General features: G+C 73.2%; 20 protein-coding genes and 3 tRNA genes. 12 read left to right on the top strand and 11 right to left on the bottom strand.

The features are described 5' to 3' along the window. Positions 1-311 precede the first annotated feature (311 nt). The 8 genes from ACFWUQ_RS01150 to ACFWUQ_RS01115 all read left to right on the top strand — a co-directional run bounded on the left by ACFWUQ_RS01150 (position 312) and on the right by ACFWUQ_RS01115 (position 5808). A complete protein-coding gene (locus ACFWUQ_RS01150) occupies positions 312-860 on the top strand; it encodes a hypothetical protein (RefSeq protein ID WP_384531357.1) in 549 nt (182 codons plus the stop codon). A 146-nt stretch (positions 861-1006) separates the two neighbouring features. Continuing rightward, on the top strand, positions 1007-1435 hold the full coding sequence (tadA, locus tag ACFWUQ_RS01145; protein ID WP_384531355.1) for a tRNA adenosine(34) deaminase TadA: 429 nt from the start codon (positions 1007-1009) through the stop codon (positions 1433-1435). A gap of 90 nt (positions 1436-1525) precedes the next feature. Next, a tRNA-Ser gene (locus tag ACFWUQ_RS01140) sits at positions 1526-1612 on the top strand. A gap of 184 nt (positions 1613-1796) precedes the next feature. Further along, positions 1797-2117, top strand: coding sequence for a hypothetical protein (locus ACFWUQ_RS01135; RefSeq protein WP_384531331.1), 321 nt, complete (start codon positions 1797-1799; stop codon positions 2115-2117). Positions 2118-2468: 351 nt separating this feature from the next. Further along, positions 2469-2630, top strand: coding sequence for a hypothetical protein (locus ACFWUQ_RS01130; protein ID WP_384531329.1), 162 nt, complete (start codon positions 2469-2471; stop codon positions 2628-2630). Positions 2631-3101: 471 nt separating this feature from the next. Then, positions 3102-3893 (top strand): RNA polymerase sigma factor SigF, encoded by a 792-nt coding sequence (locus ACFWUQ_RS01125; RefSeq protein ID WP_384531354.1) that lies wholly within the window; start codon positions 3102-3104, stop codon positions 3891-3893. 218 nt (positions 3894-4111) lie between these two features. Continuing rightward, positions 4112-4960 (top strand): RNA polymerase sigma factor SigF, encoded by an 849-nt coding sequence (locus ACFWUQ_RS01120; RefSeq protein WP_384531327.1) that lies wholly within the window; start codon positions 4112-4114, stop codon positions 4958-4960. Positions 4961-5019: 59 nt separating this feature from the next. Continuing rightward, entirely contained in the window at positions 5020-5808 is a 789-nt protein-coding gene (locus tag ACFWUQ_RS01115) for a hypothetical protein (RefSeq protein WP_384531325.1), read from the top strand. A gap of 118 nt (positions 5809-5926) precedes the next feature. Here the strand turns inward: ACFWUQ_RS01115 and ACFWUQ_RS01110 are convergent, their stop codons facing one another. After that, positions 5927-6163 carry a hypothetical protein gene (locus ACFWUQ_RS01110; protein ID WP_384531323.1) on the bottom strand — a complete coding sequence of 79 codons (237 nt, stop codon included), beginning with the start codon at positions 6161-6163 and terminating at the stop codon, positions 5927-5929. Between the two features lie 225 nt (positions 6164-6388). Between ACFWUQ_RS01110 and ACFWUQ_RS01105 the strand changes: the two genes are divergently transcribed. Next, entirely contained in the window at positions 6389-6790 is a 402-nt protein-coding gene (locus ACFWUQ_RS01105; protein WP_384531352.1) for a MarR family winged helix-turn-helix transcriptional regulator, read from the top strand. A gap of 15 nt (positions 6791-6805) precedes the next feature. Continuing rightward, positions 6806-8467, top strand: a complete 1662-nt coding sequence (locus ACFWUQ_RS01100; protein WP_384531321.1) for an MDR family MFS transporter — start codon at positions 6806-6808, stop codon at positions 8465-8467. Between the two features lie 73 nt (positions 8468-8540). Here the strand turns inward: ACFWUQ_RS01100 and ACFWUQ_RS01095 are convergent, their stop codons facing one another. The 10 genes from ACFWUQ_RS01095 to ACFWUQ_RS01050 form a co-directional block, all read right to left on the bottom strand. Then, positions 8541-10685 (bottom strand): glycosyltransferase family 39 protein, encoded by a 2145-nt coding sequence (locus ACFWUQ_RS01095; RefSeq protein ID WP_384531319.1) that lies wholly within the window; start codon positions 10683-10685, stop codon positions 8541-8543. Next, positions 10682-11962: a glycosyltransferase gene (locus ACFWUQ_RS01090; protein WP_384531318.1), complete on the bottom strand. Its 1281-nt coding sequence runs from the start codon at positions 11960-11962 to the stop codon at positions 10682-10684. The genes ACFWUQ_RS01095 and ACFWUQ_RS01090 overlap by 4 nt, the downstream gene beginning before the upstream one ends. Positions 11963-11987: 25 nt before the next feature. Continuing rightward, entirely contained in the window at positions 11988-13514 is a 1527-nt protein-coding gene (locus tag ACFWUQ_RS01085; RefSeq protein ID WP_384531350.1) for a sensor histidine kinase, read from the bottom strand. Positions 13515-13612: 98 nt separating this feature from the next. Then, positions 13613-14383: a response regulator transcription factor gene (locus tag ACFWUQ_RS01080; protein ID WP_384531317.1), complete on the bottom strand. Its 771-nt coding sequence runs from the start codon at positions 14381-14383 to the stop codon at positions 13613-13615. A 139-nt stretch (positions 14384-14522) separates the two neighbouring features. Next, complete coding sequence (locus ACFWUQ_RS01075) at positions 14523-15437, bottom strand: amidohydrolase family protein (RefSeq protein WP_384531315.1); 915 nt, start codon at positions 15435-15437, stop codon at positions 14523-14525. Between the two features lie 101 nt (positions 15438-15538). Then, positions 15539-16522, bottom strand: a complete 984-nt coding sequence (locus ACFWUQ_RS01070; protein ID WP_384531313.1) for a DUF2797 domain-containing protein — start codon at positions 16520-16522, stop codon at positions 15539-15541. Next, positions 16519-16953, bottom strand: coding sequence for an Lrp/AsnC family transcriptional regulator (locus tag ACFWUQ_RS01065; RefSeq protein ID WP_384531311.1), 435 nt, complete (start codon positions 16951-16953; stop codon positions 16519-16521). The genes ACFWUQ_RS01070 and ACFWUQ_RS01065 overlap by 4 nt, the downstream gene beginning before the upstream one ends. Before the next feature lie 147 nt (positions 16954-17100). Then, positions 17101-17466 (bottom strand): PH domain-containing protein, encoded by a 366-nt coding sequence (locus tag ACFWUQ_RS01060; RefSeq protein ID WP_384531309.1) that lies wholly within the window; start codon positions 17464-17466, stop codon positions 17101-17103. 214 nt (positions 17467-17680) lie between these two features. Beyond that, positions 17681-17753: transfer RNA gene (locus ACFWUQ_RS01055), tRNA-Arg, on the bottom strand. A gap of 247 nt (positions 17754-18000) precedes the next feature. Then, positions 18001-18091, bottom strand: a tRNA-Ser gene (locus ACFWUQ_RS01050). A gap of 231 nt (positions 18092-18322) precedes the next feature. Between ACFWUQ_RS01050 and ACFWUQ_RS01045 the strand changes: the two genes are divergently transcribed. Then, positions 18323-18757 carry an SSI family serine proteinase inhibitor gene (locus ACFWUQ_RS01045; RefSeq protein WP_384531307.1) on the top strand — a complete coding sequence of 145 codons (435 nt, stop codon included), beginning with the start codon at positions 18323-18325 and terminating at the stop codon, positions 18755-18757. A gap of 119 nt (positions 18758-18876) precedes the next feature. Then, positions 18877-22203 carry a PAS domain-containing protein gene (locus ACFWUQ_RS01040; protein WP_384531306.1) on the top strand — a complete coding sequence of 1109 codons (3327 nt, stop codon included), beginning with the start codon at positions 18877-18879 and terminating at the stop codon, positions 22201-22203. Positions 22204-22211 lie beyond the last annotated feature (8 nt).

Raw genomic sequence — 22211 nt, 5'->3', positions numbered from 1 at the left:
CAACCCGCGCGGGGCGGCCCGGCGCGCCCGGGGGGCACCGCGGGCCCGCGGCCCCGGCGGAGAGCGGCCCCGGGCAAGCCCCGCCAGGGATCCGGCCCCCGCACGGCACCGCCGCCCCACGGGCCGCGCCCGTGCCGCACGGCACACGGCACGGCACGACGCAAGCGCGGAAGACCTCTCGCGGAGCCGCCGTTTCTGCCACGATGCCGATTGGGCGGGGCACGGACGGCTCGCATCACGGCCGCTTTTGCCCCACCCTCCGGCCGGGGGGACCTCCAACCGGCATGCCTAAGACCAGTGGGAGAGTCACGGTGTACTTCGCCGCACTGCTCGCGCGCACCGAAGACGGGTGGGAAGCGAGCGACATGGAACTCGACAATGTCGAGTCCCTCAGTGATCTGATCGATCTCGCCCGTTCCGCCGCTGTCGACGACGACACGGTGGTCGCCCTCATCGAGCAGGAGGACGCCTGGTTCGGCGTCGTCCGCGTGGACGGCGAGGAGGACCCTCGGTACTTCGTATCGAACGCCTCCGCGGCCGCCCGCAGCTCCTACGGCTCGATGCTGACCAAAGAGCTGCTGGGCAGCGACGAGGAGGACGACGAACTCGACGACCTGGACCTCGACGGCACCGAGGACGGCGAGGAGGAGACCGTCGCCGCCTTCACCGACGAGGACGACAGCGAGGCGGAGGCCGACGGGCCGGCCGCGGAACCGGTGCCCGCCGGTCCGCTCGGAGACCCCCGGCTGCTGGACGACCTCGGGGTGACCCACAAGGCGTTGATGACCCTCGACGGAGACGCGCTCTCGGAGATCGCCGACTCGCTCGGCGCCACCGAGGTGCTGGAGGCCGTCCGCTAGTGACCGGCCCCCGAACGCCCCCTGCCACCGACCCGTACGGCGCGACCGGCACGCACGAGACGCGGGACGTGAACGACACGGACGACACGAGCCACACGGACGAGGCGCACGACCCCGATCCCGTACGGGACCCGTGGCGGGCCTCCATGCGCTTGGCGCTCCAGGAGGCCGCCCGGGCGGTGCCGGCCGGCGACGTGCCGGTCGGCGCCGTCGTACTCGGTCCGGACGGGGAACTCCTCGCCACCGGTCACAACGAGCGCGAAGCGACCGGCGACCCCACGGCGCACGCCGAGGTGGTGGCGCTGCGCCGGGCGGCAGCGCGGCTCGGCGCGTGGCGGCTGCCGGGGTGCACCCTCGTGGTGACCCTGGAGCCGTGCGTGATGTGCGCGGGCGCGCTGGTGCAGTCGCGGGTGGCCCGGGTCGTCTACGGCGCGGACGACGAGAAGGCGGGCGCGGCCGGATCCCTGTGGGACCTCGTCCGGGACCGCAGGCTCAACCACCGGCCCGAAGTGGTCCGCGGCGTCCTCGCGCAGGAGTGCGCGCGGCAGCTGACCGGCTTCTTCCGAAGCCTGTGAGCCCGGCCGGGACCGGGCGGAACCGGCCCCCGGCCGCCCCACCGGATACGGATTTCAACACACGGGGCACCTTGGGCTAAGCTCTCTCTCGGTAGCGTGTCCGAGCGGCCGAAGGAGCACGCCTCGAAAGCGTGTGATGGTGCAAGCTATCCGTGGGTTCAAATCCCACCGCTACCGCTCTGAACCGAGAGCCCCGCCCCGCAAGGGTCGGGGCTCTCGGCGTACGTACGGGTGGCCGCGGAGCGCGGGGCCGGCCCCGTACCCGCCCGGAACCAGGCGTCCGGCGCCGACCGGGCCCGGTGCACGTACGTGCGTTCGGCCGCCCGCGGCCCGCGGGCGCGTCTTTCCACAGGACCTCCGCGTGACCGCCCGCCGCCTCGGCCGTTGTCACGGCATGACCAAGACCCAGCGCATGCTCGCCGCCATCGCCCTCGCGGGGGCCGCCGCGGGCCTCGCCGCACCCGCCGCCTCCGCCGCCGAACTCGCCCCCATCACCCTCCCGGACCTGCCGACGGCGGCGCCGGGCATGCCGACGGGGGCCACCCCGGGCTCCGTCCAGGAGATCGGCGCCAAGCTCAACGACTTGAACCAGCTCAACCAGCTGATGGACCTGCCCAACCAGCTGTCGCCCGTGATCGACCCCGTCCAGCCCGTCCTCGGCCTGGCCGGCGGGCTGGAGTAGCGGGACGCGGAAGGCCCCGACCGAGGTGGGGGCCTTCCGCGTGCGGACGGGGGAAGTGACATCGGGGGGACAAGCCACTTCCCCCGACGAGGACAGGACCTGCCAGTCCCAGCCGCGTTCAGGGGGAAGCCCGCGGCTCGGACCCCGCAGTGAGGTCCTGTCCCTCACCCGCCGGTTTCCTGCCAGAACCGGTGGGCTCACCCCCATCCTGCGCCCCTCCCCGCGACCGGCCCGACGGCAAAGGGCCTGGACTGCCAGGTCATTGGTCCTTAAAGGGCAGGTGAGTGTCCAAACCTGACCGGTTAGACTCACCCGACTTTGCAGGACCGGTTGGGGAGGCCGACACCGCTCATGGACACCAAGAAGCTCGTCGTGGGCGCACTCGTCGTCTTCGTCCTCTTCGTGATCATCACTGAACCGGTGAAAGCCGCCGACTTCGTGCAAATAGGCTTCCAGGGGATCTCGGATGCCGCGTCCGGGATCGGCGAGTTCATGACCGAACTGGTGAACTGACCCCGTACGCTGAAGCGGCTTCCGGATGTTTCGGCCCCCCACTCCGACGGGTGGGGGGCTTTTTGCGTACCCACCATTTGCCGCAATATCCCGGTATGCCCAACTTGCCCTCAACACGGCGCTATACGGTGCTTGCGTACAGTGCACATCTCTTGTGATGCTATGACCGCTTTTGACCGATGAGTTGACCGAAGGGGTGGCGTGACCGTGCCGGCCAGTACTGCGCCTCAGGTGCCACCCCAGCAGGACCCTCAGGTGCCGCTCCAGCCGGAGTCCCGGCAGGAACCCCGGCGCGCGGCGCAGCAGGAGGCCCGCCAGGAGCCGGGCGAGGAGCCCCCGGCCGCGCTGGGGCCGCAGGCGGCCCAGACGACCCAGACGACCCAGACTCAGACGGCCCAAGCCACTCCGGTCGCACAGGTCGCGCCCGTCACCGCTCTCGCACCCCCCGCATCCGCCGACTCCCCCGCACCGATCGCACCGATCGCACCGAGGCCGTCGAGCCGGGGCGCGGACACCCGGGCCCTCACGCAGGTCCTCTTCGGGCAGTTGAAGGGCCTGCAGCCGGGCACCAGCGAGCACAACCGGGTGCGCGGGGCACTGATCGAGGCCAACCTCCCGCTCGTCCGGTACGCGGCGGCCCGCTTCCGCAGCCGCAACGAGCCGATGGAGGACGTGGTCCAGGTCGGCACCATCGGACTGATCAACGCCATCGACCGCTTCGATCCGGAACGCGGCGTGCAGTTCCCGACCTTCGCGATGCCGACCGTCGTGGGCGAGATCAAGCGGTACTTCCGCGACAACGTCCGCACCGTCCACGTGCCGCGCCGCCTCCACGAGCTGTGGGTCCAGGTCAACGCCGCCACCGAGGACCTCACCACCCTCCACGGCCGCACCCCGACCACCTCCGAGATCGCCGAGCGGCTGCGCATCACCGAGGACGAGGTGCTGTCCTGCATCGAAGCCGGCCGGAGCTACCACGCCACCTCACTGGAGGCCGCCCAGGAGGGCGACGGCATGCCCGGCCTGCTGGACCGGCTCGGTTACGAGGACCCCGAGCTGGCGGGGGTCGAGCACCGCGACCTCGTACGCCATCTGCTCGTACAACTGCCCGAACGGGAACAGCGGATCCTGCTCCTGCGGTACTACAACAACCTGACGCAGTCCCAGATCAGCGCCGAGCTGGGTGTGTCCCAGATGCACGTCTCCCGCCTCCTCGCCCGGAGCTTCGCCCGGCTGCGATCCGCAAACAGGATCGAGGCGTAACCGGAACGAGTGGAGATCATCCACACGTTTCCGACAGATCGGACTCGCCCGTTCTGTCGCTGGAGATATATGTCGACATGGCGCTACAGCGTGTTGCCGACATGTGACATTCTGCTGGAACCGCGTTTGCCGCAGCTCCGCCTCCGGTATTCAGGTGGAGGCTGCGTTCCTCCGACGGGCGCGCCGTACGCGACCGTCCGCGACCTCAAGGGGGTGGCATGTCCGTAGACCAGGGCAGCTCCAAGGTGCTCACGCTCGTCAAGAGCCCGACGCCGGCAGCTCTGCCGGCGCCTGACCGCTCGGAAGCCATCGACACCCGCACCCTCTCCCGCTCGCTCTTCCAGCGGCTCGCCGCCCTGGACGCGGACAGCCCCGACCGGGCGTACGTGCGCGACACCCTGATCGAGCTGAACCTGCCCCTGGTGCGGTACGCCGCCGCCCGGTTCCGCAGCCGCAACGAGCCGATGGAGGACATCGTCCAGGTCGGCACCATCGGCCTGATCAAGGCGATCGACCGGTTCGACTGCGAACGCGGCGTGGAGTTCCCGACGTTCGCCATGCCGACCGTCGTGGGCGAGATCAAACGATTCTTTCGGGACACCTCCTGGTCCGTGCGCGTCCCGCGCCGCCTCCAGGAGCTGCGCCTGGCGCTGACGAAGGCCAGCGACGAGCTCGCCCAGAAGCTGGACCGCTCGCCGACCGTGCCGGAGCTCGCCGCCGTGCTCGGGGTCTCCGAGGAGGACGTCGTCGACGGCCTCGCCGTGGGCAACGCCTACACCGCCTCCTCGCTGGACTCGCCCTCTCCCGAGGACGAGGGCGGCGAGGGCTCGCTCGCGGACCGGCTCGGCTACGAGGACACCGCGCTGGAGGGCGTCGAGTACCGGGAGTCCCTCAAGCCGCTGCTCGCCAAGCTCCCGCCCCGGGAGCGCCAGATCATCATGCTGCGGTTCTTCGCGAACATGACGCAGTCGCAGATCGGCGAGGAGGTCGGCATCTCCCAGATGCACGTCTCCCGGCTGCTCACCCGGACCCTCGCACAGCTGCGCGTGGGCCTCATCGGAGAGTGATCCGACCCGGCCGACCCGGCGGGGTTCCCAATTGACGGAGCGTCAGTAAAACTGGCGCGATGCGAACGGGACCCCGCACGGCCGCACTCCTCGCCCTGTGCTGCGCGACCGCCGCGGGCCTCACCGGCTGCGGCGGACCGGCGCGGGACGGCTACACCGCCGTGGGCGCGGCGGCCCCCGGCCCCGAACGGGGCGCCGGGGACAACGTGGCGCCGCGGGGGCGGGTGGAGTTCCACCGGCTCGGGGGCCCCTCGACGGCCGGCGCCTCCTCCGCGTCGGCCGCCGCGCCCCCGGGCGCCGCGTCGGACACATCGCCCGGTACGCCGGGAGGCACATCGGGAGCCCGCGCCCCGGGCGGCGGCAGCGGCGGAGCGCCGGTCGGTGCCGGACCGGGGCGTACCGCCCCGGCACCCGGCACGCCCTCGGCACCGCTCCCGCCGACCGGCCCCGGTACGCCGCAGAGCCCGCCGGGCACTCCCGGCACGCCGACGCGCCCGGGCACCGGGCCCGGTACGACGCCCCCTGCACCGCCCCCGGCCACCGCGGCTCGGCTGACGCTGTCCGCCCCGGCCAGGGCGGGCGCGGCCGACCGCTGGTGCGAGCGGGTCACGGTCACCTTCACCAACGCCGGAACGACCGCCGCCCGCTCGGGGACGGTCAGCTTCGCGACGCACATCATCGGCGCGCTCGGCATCGACTGGGCGACGATCACCACCACCCAGCCGCTGCCCGCGCCGATCGCGGGCGGGGCCTCGAAGACGCAGGCCTACACGGTGTGCGTGGAGTCCTGGCGGGTCCCGCTCGGCATGCGGGTGGAGACCCGGAAGGTCACCGCGGCCTGGAACTGAGGGGCGACGGCGGGACCGGACCCCGCGCGGGGTCCGCCGTACGGGCCGGGTCGCCTCCTCGGACCGCGCGGCTCGGGCGGGATCCGCAGGGAGTCCGCAGGAGGCGGCCCGCCGGGCCTCAGTGCAGGACCACCCAGAGCGCCGCGCCGAGGCAGAGCACGAGCGCGACGGCCAGCCCCACCCGGACGGCCTGGTTCGAGCCGCCCTCCTTCTGCCCCGCGCGGCGCTCCTGCCGCGCTCCCGGCCCCGCCTGCCGGGCCGGAGCGGCCTCCTCGACGAACGCGCGGAACATCTGAGTGCTGCCCGCGGGGTCGTAGTTTCCCTCGGGGCCCTGTGAGTTGTTGTTCGCAGCCATGGAGCAGGACCCTAGCGGGTTTTCCGATTCTTTTACCGCCCCAGCCCCCGATTCATTTGCCTGTAGCAACCATCCGCTTCTATGGTTGCTCTAAGCAACAAGATGAGGGGCTGTCCGGTGACCACTCCCACCACTGCGCGTTCGGCCGTCGCGGACACCGCACCGGGCGGCGCCCCGGCGGCCTCCCGTACCCCGGCGGCCGGAGGCGGCGCCCGGTACCGCGAGCTGGCCCGCCAGCTCACCGGGATCGGCGCGGTCAAGCGCGAGCTGGTCCGCAGCCTGCCCGGGCACTGCCCGGCCGGCGCCGCCGCCGTCCTCACCGTCCTCGACCGACACGGCGAGATGCGGCTGAGCAGGCTGGCCGAGCTCATGGCGGTCGACATCTCGGTGACCAGCAGGCACGTGGCGCACGTGGCCGACCGGGGCTGGATAGCGCGCGAGACCGACCCGGGCGACGGCCGCTGCCGCATCCTGCGGCTCACCCCCGCGGGCCGGGACCTGCTCACCGAGCTCGGCGCCCGGTACACGGGCGCGCTGGAGAGAGCACTGGCCGACTGGCCGGCCGAGGACATCGACGCACTCAACACCCTGCTGGCTCGACTCCGATCGAGCTTCTCGTACCTCTAGTACTTAAGGAAACGCATGGCTACGACCACACCCACCGACGTGCGGGGAGGCGACGGCCGGTCGGAGACGACGTCCGACAGCACGTCCATGACCCACCCGCAGATCATGAAGGCGCTGTCCGGGCTGATGCTCGGCATGTTCGTGGCGATCCTGTCCTCCACGATCGTCTCCAACGCCCTGCCCCAGATCATCAGCGACCTCGGCGGGACGCAGTCCTCGTACACCTGGGTGGTCACGGCGGCCCTGCTGTCCATGACGGCGGCGACCCCGGTGTGGGGCAAGCTGTCCGACCTCTTCAGCAAGAAGCTGCTGGTCCAGATATCCCTGGTGATCTACGTCCTCGGCTCCGTGGTCGCGGGCATGTCCCAGAACACGAGCATGCTCATCGCCTGCCGCGTGGTGCAGGGCATCGGCGTCGGCGGCCTGTCCGCGCTCGCCCAGATCGTGATGGCCGCGATGATCTCCCCGCGCGAGCGCGGCCGCTACAGCGGCTACCTCGGCGCGGTCTTCGCCGTCGCCACCGTCGGCGGGCCGCTGCTCGGCGGTGTCATCACCGACACCTCGTGGCTGGGCTGGCGCTGGTGCTTCTACGTCGGCGTGCCCTTCGCGATCATCGCGCTGATCGTGCTGCAGAAGACGCTGCGGCTGCCGGTGGTGCGCCGTGACGTCAAGGTCGACTGGCTCGGCGCCCTCCTCGTCAGCGGGGCCGTCTCGCTGCTGCTGATCTGGGTCACCCAGGCCGGCGACTCCTACGCCTGGATCTCCTGGCAGACCTGGGCCATGACCGGCGGCGCGGTGGCGCTCGGCCTCCTGTTCGTCCTCGTGGAGTCCCGCGCGAGCGACCCGATCATCCCGCTGCGGCTCTTCCGGAACAAGACCATCACCCTCGCCTCGGCGGCCTCGCTGTTCGTGGGCGTCGCCATGTTCGCGGGGACCGTGTTCTTCAGCCAGTTCTTCCAGTTGGCGCGCAACGAGTCGCCGACGATGTCCGGGGTCCTCACGATTCCGATGATCGCCGGGCTCTTCGTCTCCTCCACCCTCTCGGGCCAGGTGATCACCAAGACCGGCAGGTGGAAGGCCTGGCTCGTCTCCGGCGGCGTGCTCCTGACAGCGGGGCTCGGCCTGCTCGGCACCCTGCGGTACGACACCCCGTACTGGCACATCGCCGTCTACATGGCCCTGACCGGCCTCGGGCTCGGCATGATGATGCAGAACCTCGTCCTCGCGACCCAGAACCAGGTGGCCCCCGAGGACCTGGGCGCCGCCAGCTCCGTCGTCACCTTCTTCCGCTCGTTGGGCGGCGCCGTGGGCGTGTCCGCGCTGGGCGCGGTCATGGCCAACCGGGTCACGCACTACGTGCAGGACGGCCTCGCCGCACTCGGGCCGAAGGCGGCGGCCATGGGCCACGGCGGTACCGGCGGCGGCGCGATCCCCGACCTCGACAAGCTGCCCGCGCCGCTCCGCGAGGTGATCGAGTCCGCGTACGGGCACGGCGTCGGCGACGTGTTCCTCTACGCGGCCCCGTTCGCGCTGCTCGGTCTCGTCCTCGTGCTGTTCATCAAGGAGGTCCCGCTGAAGTCCGGCCCGGCGGCGCCGACGGCGTCCGCCACGCCGCTGGACGCCCCGACGGCCGCGGCCGCGGTCACGACCCCCGCCGGATCGGCCGCCCGGGTCTGACCCGGGCCCGGACCGACCGGCGCACCAGGCGAAGGCCGCCCCTCTCCTCGGGGGCGGCCTTCGTCGATCCGGGTCAGGAGCCGCTGTGCGTCGGGCTCGTCAGGTCGTAGAACACGGCACCGCCGACGGTGGACGCCGTGAAGGTGGCCTCGACCCAGTTCTCGATGGCCGTGCCGGCCGCACCGCCGGGGCGGCCGCCGCCCCGGGTGCCTGCCTCCGCGCCGCCGGCCGAGCCGCCGCCCTGCGCGATGAACCAGTGGATCTCGCCGGCCTCCACGTACTCCTTGAACCGCTCCAGGGTCGGGGAGGGGTCACTGCCGTTGAAGCCGCCGACCGGCATCACCGGCGCCCCGGAGGCCAGCTGGTAGCTCGCCGCGTTCTGCGATCCGATGGCAGCCGCCGCCCAGGTGTACCGCGCGGCGTCGGTGCGCAGCGCCGCGGTGGCCTCCGCGGCGACGCGGGTACCGCCGAGCAGCCCGCCGGGACCGCCCTGACCACCGCCGTCGCGCTCGGGGCCGCGCCCGTCCAGGCCGGGGCCGCGGCTCCCGGGGCCGCCCTGGGCCGCCCGGCCGTCCGGGGCGCCGGGGGCGGCTTGGCCGTTCGGGGCTCCTTGACCGCCGGGGGCGGCCTGGCCGTTCGGGGCGCCCTGGGCGCCTGGCGGTACACCCGCGCCGCCCGGCCGCTCCCCGCCGGAGGGGGCCCGCATCATGGCGCCGGGTCCGCCCCGGGCTCCCGCCACCGCCGGTCCGGCCGTGACGATGGAGCCGGTGTGCGCCGTCGTCACGGTGGTCAGGCAGTACGCGAACGGGCCGGCCAGCGCCGCTCCCAGCGCGAGCGCCGCCGTGGCCGGGACGAGCCGGCGGCCCACCCGGACGGCGAACGGCAGTGCGGCCGCCGCGAGCAGCCCGGCCGCCAGGACCGTCCAGCGCAGCCACGGCACGTACCCCGCGGCCCGGCCGAGCAGGACGTACGACCAGACGGCGGTCAGCGCCAGGACGCCGGACAGGGCGAGCGCGGCCGGTCGGCTGCCGCGTTCCTCCCACAGCACCGAGACCCCCATCCCCACGAGTGCGGCCACGAAGGGGGCCAGCGCCACGGTGTAGTACTCGTGGAAGATCCCCTGCATGCAGCTGAAGACCGCGGCCGTGATCAGGAGGGAGCCGCCCCAGGCCAGGAAGGCCGCCCGAGCCATGCCCTCCAGCGAGTCGGTGGCCCGCCGGGCCCGCCAGGTGATCAGCAGTCCGGCCGCGAGAAGGACCAGGGCCGCGGGCAGCAGCCAGGAGATCTGGCCGCCGATGTTGCCGACGAAGAGCCGGTCGATGCCCGTCTCCCCCCAGCCGCCACCGCCGCCTGCCCTGGCGCCGCCGCCCACGCTGCCGGCCTCGTTGCCGTTGATCCGCCCCAGGCCGTTGTATCCGAGGGTCAGCTCCAGGAAGGAGTTGGTCTGCGAGCCGCCGATGTACGGGCGCGAACGGGCCGGCCAGAGTTCGACGACCGCGACCCACCAGCCGCCCGTCACCACCGCGGCGGCACCGGCGAGCAGCACCTGCCCCAGGCGCCGGCGCAGCCGCGTCGGCGCGCAGACGGCGTACAGCACGGCGAGCGGCGGCAGGATCACGAAGGCCTGCAGGGTCTTGGTCAGGAAGGCGAGGCCGACCGCGATTCCGGCCCAGACCAGCCAGCGCGTGTGCGCCCCTTCCAGCGCCCGCAGCACGCAGGCGACCGTGACGGTCAGGAGCAGGGTCAGCAGCGCGTCCGGGTTGTTGAAGCGGAACATCAGCGCGGCGACGGGCGTGAGCGCGAGGACGGCGCCGCTCAGCAGCGCCGCACCGGGTCCGAACTGACGGCGTACGGCGGCGTACAGGACCGCGGTGGTCGCGACGCCCATCAGCGCCTGCGGGACGAGGATCTGCCAGGCGCCGAGCCCGAACAGCCGGACCGACAGCATCATCGGCCACAGGGCGGCCGGAGGCTTGTCGACGGTGATGGAGTTGCCGGCGTCGGAGGAGCCGAAGAAGAAGGCCTTCCAGCTCTCACTTCCCGCCTGTACGGCGGCGGAGTAGAAGGAGTTGGCGTAGCCGGACGCGCCCAGGTCCCACAGCAGCAGGAGGGTGGTGGCGATCAGGAGGCCGGCGAGGGACGGGCGTTCCCAGCGGGGCCGGTCCGTTCGGGCCCCGGCCACGACGGGCGGGAGGATCGGCGGTGCTGCCGTGGTCATCGGGTGTCCTTGTCCGTCGGTGTCATGAGGGTGGCGCCGCGCCGCTCGGGGAAGACCCAGGCGCGGAACAGCAGGAACCGCAGCACGGTGGCGGCGAGATTGGCCGTGATCAGCACGGCCAGTTCGGTACCGCGCGCGGGCTCGGGCGTGGCCGCTGCGAGTGCGGCCAGGGAGCCGCTGGTCAGGGCGAGCCCGATGCCGAACACCACCAGTCCCTGTGCCTGGTGGCGTACGGCCCGGTCCGGGCCGCGCACCCCGAAGGTGAACCGGCGGTTGGCGGCCGTGTTGGCGACGGCCGACAGCAGCAGGGCGGCGCCGTTGGCGAGCTGCGGACCGGCCCCGGCCCGGAAGGCGGAGTACAGGAAGAGGTAGAGCAGCGTGGACAGGACGCCGACCGCGCAGAAGCCGAGCAGCTGACGGGCCAGGCCGCCGTCCACGCCCGGCAGGGCGCCGCGGTCGCGGGGGTCGTCGCCGAGGGGGCGGGCGAGCCGGTCGAGCGGCAGCGCGCCGAGCGCCAGCGCCCTGCCTATCCGCCATACGCCCTTGAGGTCCTCGGCGGCGGTCCTCGCGATGTGCACGGACGACTCGGGATCGTCGACCCAGTCGACCGGCACCTCGTGGATCCTGAGCCCGGCCCGTTCGGCGAGTACGAGCAGCTCGGTGTCGAAGAACCAGCCGGTGTCCTCCACCAGCGGCAGCAGCCGCTCGGCCACCTCCCGGCGGATGGCCTTGAACCCGCACTGGGCATCGCTGAAACGGGCCGCGAGCGAGGACCGCAGCAGGAGGTTGTAGGCGCGGGAGACGAACTCGCGCTTGGCTCCCCGCACCACCCGCGAGGAGCGGGCCAGGCGGGTGCCGATGGCGAGGTCGGAGTGGCCGGAGATCAGCGGGGCGACGAGCGGAAGCAGCGCGTTCAGGTCGGTCGAGAGGTCCACGTCCATGTACGCGAGTACGGGCGCGTCGGAGGCGCCCCAGACGGTGCGCAGGGCCCTGCCCCGGCCCTTCTCCTCCAGCCGGACTCCCCGTACGCCCTCCAACGCGCCGGCCAGCGCCGCCGCCACCTGGGGGGTGCGGTCGGTACTCGCGTTGTCCGCGACGGTGATCCGGAAGGGGTACGGGAAGGTGCGGGCCAGGTGCGCGTGCAGGCGGCGCACGCACGGCCCGAGGTCCCGCTCCTCGTTGAAGACCGGGATCACCACGTCGAGCACGGGCACTCCGGGCACGGGCGCGAGGGGCGCCCGGGCCGGGAGGGCCCCGGGGAAGGCATCGGTTGGCATGTACCGACCCTCGCTCCGCGCCCTGTCACCCCTGTGTGATGAGCCTGTGCCCCGTCTGTGAGTCCGGCTCGGCCGGGGCGGTGGAGCCGGCGCGTTGTAGCGGCTCGGCCGGGCCGGCGCGCGGCAGCAGGACCTCGAAGCGGGTCCGGCCCGGTTCGCTCCGTACGCCGACCCGGCCGCCGTGGGCCGTGACGACCGCCTGGACGATGGCGAGCCCGAGGCCGGTGGAGCCGGCCGCCCGGGAGCGGGAGGCGTCGCCGCGCGCGAAGCGTTCGAAGACGTGGGGGAGCAGGGCGGGTGCGATCCCCGGGCCGTCGTCCTCGATCCGCAGCCGGACGGCGGATGTTTCACGTGAAACACGGGCGGTGACGGTGGTGCCGGGCGGGGTGTGGGTCCGGGCGTTGGCGAGCAGGTTGACCAGCACCTGCTGGATACGGGCCGGATCGGCGCGCACCGTCGCGGGTTCGTCGGGCAGGCACAGGCGCCAGTGGTGTCCGGGACCGGCGGCCCGGGCGTCGCTGACGGCGTCGACGAGGAGCGGGGCCAGGTCGGTGTCCGTGTCGGCGGTGACCAGGGGGCGGCCGGCGTCCAGCCGGGCCAGCAGCAGCAGGTCCTCCACCAGGCCGGTCATCCGCGTGGCCTCGGACTCGATGCGGCCCAGGGCGTGGCGGGTGTCGGGGCCCGGCTGCTCCCGCCCCCGCCGGGTGAGTTCGGCGTATCCCCGGATGGAGGCCAGCGGGGTGCGCAACTCGTGACTGGCGTCGGCGACGAACTGCCGGACCCGGGTCTCGCTCTCCTGGCGCGCGGTGAGCGCGGAGGAGACATGGCCCAGCATGCGGTTCAGGGCCGCGCCGACCTGGCCCACCTCGGTCCGGGGATCGGCTTCGGCGTCCGGGACGCGTTCGTTCAGGGCGGGCTCGCCGCTGTGCAGCGGGAGTTCGGACACGCGGGTGGCGGTGGCGGCGACCCTGCGCAGGGGGCTGAGCGCGACTCCGACGAGCGCCTGCCCCGCGAGGGAGGCGGCGATCAGCCCGGCCAGGGTGACGGACACCTCGACACCGATCAGGGTGTGCACGGTGGAGTCGACCCCGCGCAGCGGGAAGCCGAGGGCCAGGCCTCCGTCCGGAGCGGTCAGCACCCGGTAGGCCCCGAGGCCCGGCAGCTCTGCCTCCACCGGGCCGGCCCGGCCCAGGACGGCGCCGCGGGCGGCGCGCGCCAAGGCCTCGCTCTGCGCCGCGGTGAGCGTCTGGCCGAGGTCGTACGAAGGCCCCTCGCCGCGGGCGTTGAGCGCGGTCGCCAGGACGGCGCCCCGGGGGTCGAGCCGGAGCCCGACGGCGTCCAGTGGGTTGCCGGGGGCCAGGACGAACCCGGCGCCGCTGTCCCGGACCGCCTTGGCGCCGGGGCCGTGGCCGGCCATCTTGACGGAGGTGCGGAGCTGGTCGTCGAGCTCGGCGACCAGGTACGAGCGCAGGGCGAGGGTCGTGACGGTCCCGATCGCGGCGCCCACCACGGCGATGAGCGCCACCGCCGAGAAGACGAGCCGCGTCCGCAGGGACCACGTCCGCCGCGCCCGGAACGGCTTCCGGTACGGAGGCCGGTCCCGGTCCCGGTCTCGGGGCCGCTTCCGGATCCGCAGTCGGGGTCTGAAGCTCACAGCTCGGCGGGCTTGATCAGGTAGCCGGCACCGCGCCGGGTATGGATCATGGCCGGCAGCCCGGGGCCGCTCTCCAGCTTCCGGCGCAGGTAGGAGATGTACAGCTCCACCACGTTGGCCTGGCCGCCGAAGTCGTACGACCACACCCGGTCCAGGATCTGCGCCTTGCTCAGCACCCGCCGGGGGTTGCGCATCAGATAGCGCAGCAGCTCGAACTCGGTGGCGGTCAGATGGATCTCCCGGCCGGCCCGGACGACCTCGTGGCTGTCCTCGTCGAGGCGCAGGTCACCCACCGCCAGTACGGAGCCGCCGCGGGCCGCCTGCGCGGCGCCCGAGCGTCGGACCAGACCGCGCAGACGGGCGACGACCTCCTCCAGGCTGAACGGCTTGGTGACGTAGTCGTCGCCGCCCGCCGTGAGACCGGCGATCCGGTCCTCCACGGAGTCCTTGGCGGTCAGGAACAGCACGGGGACCTGGGGGAGCTCCCGGCGCAGCCGGCCGAGGACGGCGAGCCCGTCCATGTCCGGAAGCATGACGTCGAGGACCACGACGTCCGGCCGGAACTCCCGCGCCGCCCGCACGGCGCCGGCCCCGTCGGCAGCGGTGCGCACCTCGCAGCCCTCGTAGCGCAGGGCCATGGACAGCAGCTCGGAGAGCGCGGCCTCGTCGTCGACGACGAGCACCCGGCAGCGGCCGCCGTCGGGCCGCACCAGGGCGGCGTGATCGCTGGTGGACGTGGACGCGGGGGAGGTGGTCGTCGCAGTCATGCGACCACGCTGTCCGGCGCCCGTGAGAGCGATCTTGTTCCTCCCTGTGAATCTCCTGAGAAACACGGGGCGACGGTAGGACGGCGACGACGGGGGCGACGACGGGGGGCGGGGCGGACGGGGACGGGGGCGGCCGGGGTCAGTCCGGGAGGCGGAAGAGCCGGGCGCCGTTGTCGTGGCAGACGGCCCGCAGCCACGCGTCACCGAGGCCGAGGCGCTCCAGCGCCTCCAGCTGGTGCTCGTAGGGGTAGGGGATGTTCGGGAAGTCGGTGCCGAGCAGGATCCGGTCGCCGAGGTCCGCGAGGCGCCCCAGGTCACCGGCCGGGAAGCCGCTGAACTGCTCCGAGAAGTCGGTGAAGGCCATGGTGGTGTCGAGGCGGACCTCGGTGTACCGGTCGGCGAGGTCGAGGAAGTCCGCGTACTCGGGCATCCCCATATGGGCGATGACCAGGGGCAGGCGCGGGTGCCGGGCCAGCAGCCGGGCGATCGGCTCGGGGCCGGTGTGCTTGCCCGGGACGGGCCCGGAGCCGCAGTGGATCACGATCGGGGCCCCGGCCTCGGCCAGCAGCCCCCACACCGGGTCGAGGCGGTCGTCGTTCGGGTCGTACCCGCCCACCTGGAGGTGCGCCTTGAAGATCTGGGCCCCGCCCTCCAGCGCGTGGCCGACGTACGCGGACACGCCCTCCTCCGGGAAGAAGGTCGCGGTGTGCAGGCAGTCGGGGGTCCGGGCGGCGAAGTCGGCGGACCAGGCGTTGAGCCAGGCGGCCATGGCCGGTTTGTGGGGGTAGAGCATGGCGGTGAAGGCGCGGACCCCGAACTCCCGCAGCAGCGCGACGCGCTGCTCCTCCTCGTGCCGGTAGGTGATGGGCCATTCGACGCCGGTCAGGGGTCCCACGGCGTCGAAGTACTGCCACACCTTGTCCAGGACCCGTTCGGGCATGAAGTGCGTGTGGACGTCGACCAGTCCGGGCAGCCCGAGTCGCTCCCGGAAGGCGCGGACCGCCTCAGCTGTTGCGGGCAAAGCCGTGGCGGCCGGTACCGGCGGGATGCTCATGCCCCCACCCTCGGTCCCGACCCCCGGCCCTGTCCACCGCGATGGGCCTCGGGCGGCCGAAGGGATCCAAGTCTTGACCACGGCACCGCCGGCGGGAGCGTTCAGAACAGTCCGTCCTGCTCCGCCGCAGGAGCACTCGCAATCGGGATCCCTGTGAACGGCACCGCCGTCACGGCCTCCGCCGCGGGCGTGGTGAGCTGCCATCCCGCGAGCAGCCGGGTGTCCACCACCAACCCGTCCGCGAGGTGCAGATCGGGCCCCGCGGCGCCCACCAACCGCCCCACGACCACCCCACCGTCCACCATCTCCGTCACCACCCACCCGAACCCGCCCGGCCCGTCGAGCACGCCGGGCCCCGGGGCGCCGCCGAGCCCGCCGGGCCCGCCGGGCCCGTCGGGCATGCTGGGCCCGTCGGGCATGCTGGGCCCGCCGATCGCTTCGAGGCCGAACGGCTCCGCGTGATCGGTGACTTCGCATGCCAGCCGCTCCAGCGACTCGGGCCACCCGGGCAGCTCCGCCGCCCTGGCATACAGCTCGGCGACCTCCCGGGCCCGTTCGGCCGCGGGCGGCAGGTGCCCCCGTACCGCGCGCTTACGGCTGTACGCGATCCGGTCCGGCACCCCGAGGGCCGCCCGCAGCAGCTCCTCGGTACGCCGGCCGGCCATGAGCGGACCCCGGCCCAGCCAGGTCCACGCCACCGCCGCCTGCTCCAGCAGTCGCGCGGACCCCCTCTCCTCGGCGGTGATGCCGACCTTGACCAGCCCGGGCCCGAACCAGGCCAGGTAGACCCGGTACGTGCGCGGATCCGCCGCGTTGGTGTCGGCGGCCACCGAGAACGACCGGTCGAGGCGGGCGCATTCGGGGCACTGCGCGTTGCCGACGCGGCCGGGTACGACGACGGACGTGGGACAGGCGGTGCGCTTCCCGGCCCTGCGCACACCGAGGCAGCGCCGCTCCCCGCGCCCGGCGAAGGCCAGCCGCTGCCCGTACACGAGCGGGCTCACCCGCTCCGCGAACCCCTCCCCGCACCATCCGATCGCCGGCCGGCCGTCGTTCCACCGGATCCCGGTGCACCACCAGGTCACAGCGGCACCGGCCGCTCGAAGAAGGTGTCCAGGACCACGGTGGCGTGCGTACCGCTGACCCCGTCGATGGCGTAGAGCCTGCGCAGGACGTCCTGCAACTGCCCGGTCGAGGCCGTCCGCACCTTGACCAGCACCGAGGCGCTGCCCGCGATGATGTGAGCCTCCTGAATCTCGGGGATGTCGGCGAACGCCTCGCCCGCCTCTCCCATCCAGGCGTTGGAGTCGACCATCACATAGGCGAGCACCCCGCTGCCGACCGCCGCCGGATCCACGTCGACCGTGGTCCGCCGGATCACCCCGCGCTCTCGGAGCTTGCGTACCCGCTCATGGGTGGCCCCGGCCGAGAGTCCGACAGCGGTGCCGAGCGCCGCGTAGGACTGGCCCGCGTCCTGCTGCAGGCGCAGGACGAGCGCCCGGTCGATGTCGTCCACGCGATCTTCCTCCCATGGGCCTGTCGGCCCTCGGGAAGACGGTATCGGATCCTGCAATCGCCCTACCAGACCGAACCTAGTTCGACTTTGTCGTTCTATACAGAACTCAATCTGGCGAAGTCGCCCTTACCCGCGTGGAACGTCCGTCTACTGGGCGACGAACTGCGTCAGGATCGCCTGCACCTCGTAGATGTCGACACCCTTGGTGAAGGTCTTCTCGATCGGTGTCGAGCTCCCCGATATCCAGATCTTGAGTTCGGCGTCGAGATCGAAGTGCCCGGCCGTCTCCACGGAGAAGTGCGTGATGCTCCGGTACGGGACGGAGTGGTACTCCACCTTCTTGCCCGTGATCCCCTGCTTGTCGATGAGCACCAACCGCCGGTCGGTGAACAGGATCGTGTCCCGGATGAGCAGGTAGGCGGCGTGCACCTGCTCCCCCTGCCCCAGCAGTCGCGCGTAGTCCCGCTGCGCCGACACCGGGTCGACGGTGTGCGCGTTTCCGAACAGTCCCATGCGAGCCCCCGTTTTTCGTAGCCGGTCGGTCTCCCCGAACCGTAGCCACCCGCCCGCGCAACCCGCGTCCCCCGCCAGAGCCAGACGTGCCCTGACATCCCTCGGGGGAGGCCTCCCCACTGAGGAGGACCACAGGGGCAGTCCTCGGGTCGCTACTGCGCGGCCCGGAAACGCCAGAAGCCCCGGACTTTCGTCCGGGGCTTCTGAGCTGCTGTGCACTCGGCAGGATTCGAACCTGCAACCTTCTGATCCGTAGTCAGATGCTCTATCCGTTAAGCTACGAGTGCTTGGCCTGCTGGGGTTTTGCGCCCCGTTGGCCTTGCGAGAACAACAATACATGGACCTCGCCGGGACGCGAAATCCATTAGCCGCACCCCGCCTGAGCTGCGGAAACAGCCCGTCCGAAGATCATCCGGCCGCCCACGCGGAAGGCCCTCGGGCGCCCGGATCGGGCGCGGGGCTCGCCCGATCGGATGGACTCGGCGCAGAACGCACCGAAGCCCCGGTCCAGTAGGACCGGGGCTTCGTGAAGTGCGGAGGCGGAGGGATTTGAACCCTCGATGGGGGGTAAGCCCCAAACCGCATTAGCAGTGCGGCGCCATAGACCGGACTAGGCGACGCCTCCAGCACACCCCCACGTACGAGGGTGCGTGCAGATGATGACACAGGCGCGGGGCCGGTCACCAATCCGCTCCCACGGTACAAGGACGGAAGGGCCCAGAGCAAAGCCTTAGGACAAGGGGCCGCAAGAGGTTCGCGTGAGGTGCCGCGTGAGGTGCCGCGGCACCCGGACGCAACATCCGCGCGCTCCCGTCGTTGGTCAGGCGTACGACGTACGGACGACCTGGAGTGCCCCATGCTGCGTCTCGCCGCTTTCGCCGTCACCTCCGCCCTGGCCGCCGCGGCCGCCGGACCGCTGCCCCCGCTCACCCCACTGCCCCTCGACCGGCTGCTCGCCACGCCCGACCGGCTCACCATCGCCATGGCCGACACCGGGAACCGGCAGTTGGACCGCGAGTACCGGCTCGAATGCGAGCCCACCGGCGGCGACCACCCGCAGGCGGCCGGCGCCTGCGCCCGGCTGGAGCAGCTCTCCAGGGAGGGGAAGGACCCGTTCGCCCCCGTCTCCAAGCGGCAGGTCTGCACCATGCAGCACGGCGGCCCCGCCACCGCCCGCATCACCGGATCCTGGAACGGGCACAGGGTGGACGCGACCTTCCGCCGGACGAACGGTTGCGAGATCAGCCGCTGGGACGACTTGGAACCTCTCCTTCCGAGTGGGCGTTCCTGACCTGGGAGGATGCGCGGGATGGGCGGTATCCACCGCCCATCGGCCACCCCGCCGCGGGGCTGTGGCCTTAGACTCCTCCCGTGACATGCCGGTAGTTGTGGTCAGGGAGGAAGCTCGTCGTGAGCAGCAGGCCATCCCGAGGCGCTGCTCGCCTCGCAGCAATACTCGACGCGCTTCCGGACGCGCTGTTGCTCGTCAATGCCAACGGCACGGTCGTCAACGCGAATTCGATCGCTCTTGAGGTCATGGAGAGCCCGGGCACAGGTCTGGTCGGCCGGGGCCTGCTCGACCTCCTGCCCGAGTTCGACTCCAAGCTGATCCCCGGCTCGATGCGGCGGCCCGGCGAGGACGAGGGCGGCCGCACCAAGCCCACGCGCATGACCGCCCGCCGCACCGACGGCTCCGAGTTCCCCGTCGAAGTCACCAGTGCCCATCTCGACGGCCGTGACGCCTACCGCGAGCCGCAGCCCGGCTACACGGGTGACGAGCTGCTGATGCTGGTCGTACGCGACCTCTCGCAGACCGTGGACACCGAGGCCGAGCTGGCCCGCTCCCAGCGCCAGACCGAGATGATCCTGCGCGCCGCCGCCGAGGGCGTCGTCGGCACGGACACCGACGGCCGCGTGGTGCTGGTCAACCCGGCCGCCGCGCAGATCCTCGGCTACCGCGCCACCGACCTCGGCAACCGCGAACTGCACGGGCTCGTCCAGCACTCGCGGGCGGACGGCTCGCCGTTCCCGTTCGAGGAGTCCCCGCTCGCCGACACCCTGCGCAGCGGCCGCAAGCACCGCGTCCGCGGCCAGGTGCTGTGGAACAAGACCGGGCAGCCCGTCGCCGTCGACCTGACCACCTCGCCCGTACGGGACGGGGAGCTGCTGGTCGGCGCCGTCATGACGTTCACCGACCGGCGGCCCTACGACGCCCTCGCCGCACGCCACGCCCAGCTGCTGGCCGTCCTCGGGGACTCTCTGCGCGGACCGCTCGACGAGCTGCGCGGGGAACTGGCGACGCTGGCCGCCGACGACGCGGGCCAGCTGTGGCCCGAGGCCAACCAGCTGCTCCACCACCTGGCCGCCGGGTACTCCCGGATGACGACGCTCGTGGACAACGTGCTCGGCTTCCAGCGCCTGGACGCGGGCGGCGACCGGCTCGCGAAGAAGAAGGTCCTGATCAACGCCGTGGTCGCGGCCGGCGTCGACGGAGCGGTCGAGCTGATCGGGCCCGGCCGCGCGCAGTTCGCCGTGCACGCGCCGACGATCGAGGCCGAGGTGGACGCGGAGCGGATCGCGACCGCGCTGGCGCACCTGGTCGCCGACGTCGCGGGCGTGGACGCCACCGGCAAGACCCGCCAGGGCAGCGGCTACAGCGACTCGACGATCGTCGTGGCCGCCGCGCAGCGCGGGGACGTCGTACGCATCGAGGTGCGCGGACCGTACGAGGGTGGGAGCCCGGTGCACGAGCCGATCGTGCGCGGGATCGTGGCCGCGCACGGGGGCGTGCTGCAGACGGTGGAGGTGCCGGGCGCGCCCGGCGGGGCCTACGTACTGGAGTTGCCGCTGGGTTCGGGAGCCGGGACGGTGACCCTGCCCGAGCCGGCGGCGGAGCCGGTCGGCGACACGGCCACCGGGACCGCGAGCCCCGGAGCGGGCGGAGCGGGAGCGGGCGGCAAGGTCTCCGGCGGACGGCGGGCCCGGCGCGGGGTGGACGCCTTCCTGGAGGACGGCGCGGACGCCCCGGGCGGGGCGGCAGCGGAGCAGCCGGCCGAGGCCGGGGGCGCGCTGGCGCTGCCGTCCGGGCGGCGGCGGGCGGGCGAGGCGGGCGGCGACGCCGGTCCGGAGCTCGCGCAGTCCCCGGTGAACCCCGCGGGGCTCGGTACCGGGCGCCGCCGCGGGCGGGCCGGCGACGACAGCGGCGAAGCCGCCCAGGGCGGCCCGGGGCGACCCGTCCCACCGCAGGGCAACGCCATGCCCGCGCTCCCGCCGGTGCCGGTCCCCCCGGTTCCGGTGAGCGAACATCCCGCCGGCCGGCGGCGGCCCCTGGCCCCGCCCGGTCCGGTGCAGTCCGGCGGGCCCGTGCCGGCGACCGGGCTCGGTCCCGCTCCCGCCCCGGCCCGGCCCATCGCGCCCGAGGGCGGCTTCGCACTGCCCGCCGGGCCGACCCCTGCCCCGCCCGCCGCGCAGGCGCACGCCATGGCCGGTGCGGCCCCCGCTCCCGTCGAGGCCGACGGGGACGCCGACGCCCCGGGCGGACGGCGCGGCCGCCGCGTGCTCGGTGCTCCCCCCGCGGAGGACGGGATCCCCGGCGCGCCGTCCGTCCCGGCGGAGGAGGAACCCGTACCGCCGACCGGTCGGCGGCGCGCGTTGCCCGCCAATCCGGCCTGGCCCGTTCCGGCGGCGCGGACCGCTCCCGAGGACGACCGTGCCGCCGGCCCGGTGGCGGTCCCCGGGGCCCGGCAGTCGAAGGACGTTCCGGCGGAGGGACAGGCGGCGCAGCCGATCAGCGTGCGCGCGCTCGGCACCCTCGGGCAGGGCATCTCCGTCGATCCGAACGGCTCGGGGTCGGGTCGCCGGCGCCGGCTGGCCGAGCCCGCTCCGCAGGGTCGGGCCTTCGCCATAGGGGCTCCCGAGGCGGGTTCCGACGAGGGTCCGGAGCCGCTCGACGGACCGGGCGGCGCGGTCGAGGTGGTCAACCGGCCCGTTCCGCGCCCGGTGGACGACGAGCTGCCTCCGGAGCCGCTGGACAACCCGCGCCGGCTGCTGGTGTGGCCCGCGCCGGACGTACAGACCCAGCAGGCGCTCAGTGACCGCGGCTACCGCCCGGTGATCGTGCACTCCCGCGAGGAGGTGGACGCGCAGATCGCCGCGTTCCCCGCCGCCCTCTTCGTGGACCCGCTGACCGGGCCGATCACCCGGACCGCGTTGCAGTCCCTGCGCCAGGCGGCGGTGGCCGCCGAGGTGCCCGTACTGGTCACGGCCGGTCTCGGGCACGCCACGCGGGAGGCGGCGTACGGGGCGGATCCGGCTGTTCTCCTCAAGGCGCTCGCGCCGCGCGACAGCGAGCAGCACCCGTCCCGGGTCCTGCTCATCGAGGAGCACGACGAGATCGCGACCGCGCTGACCGCCGCTCTGGAGCGGCGCGGACTCCAGGTCGCCCGGGCGGGCGCCGACACCGACGCCGTGGAACTCGCGACGCGGATACGGCCCAATCTGGTCGTCATGGACCTGATGCAGGTACGTCGGCGGCGGGCCGGGATCGTGGACTGGCTGCGTGCCAACGGCCAGCTGAACCGCACGCCGCTGGTGGTCTACACGGCGGCGGGCATCGGGGCGGCCGAACTGCCGAAGCTGGCCTCGGGCGAGAGCGTGCTCTTCCTCGCCGAGCGGGCCACCACGGCGGACGTCCAGGGCCGCATCGTGGACCTGCTGGCCAAGATCGGCACCAACTAGTCATCCTG

The sequence above is a fragment of the Streptomyces sp. NPDC058662 genome (genome assembly GCF_042716255.1).
In the GTDB taxonomy this organism is placed as follows: domain Bacteria; phylum Actinomycetota; class Actinomycetes; order Streptomycetales; family Streptomycetaceae; genus Streptomyces.
This window is presented reverse-complemented; position numbering and strand designations above follow the sequence as displayed.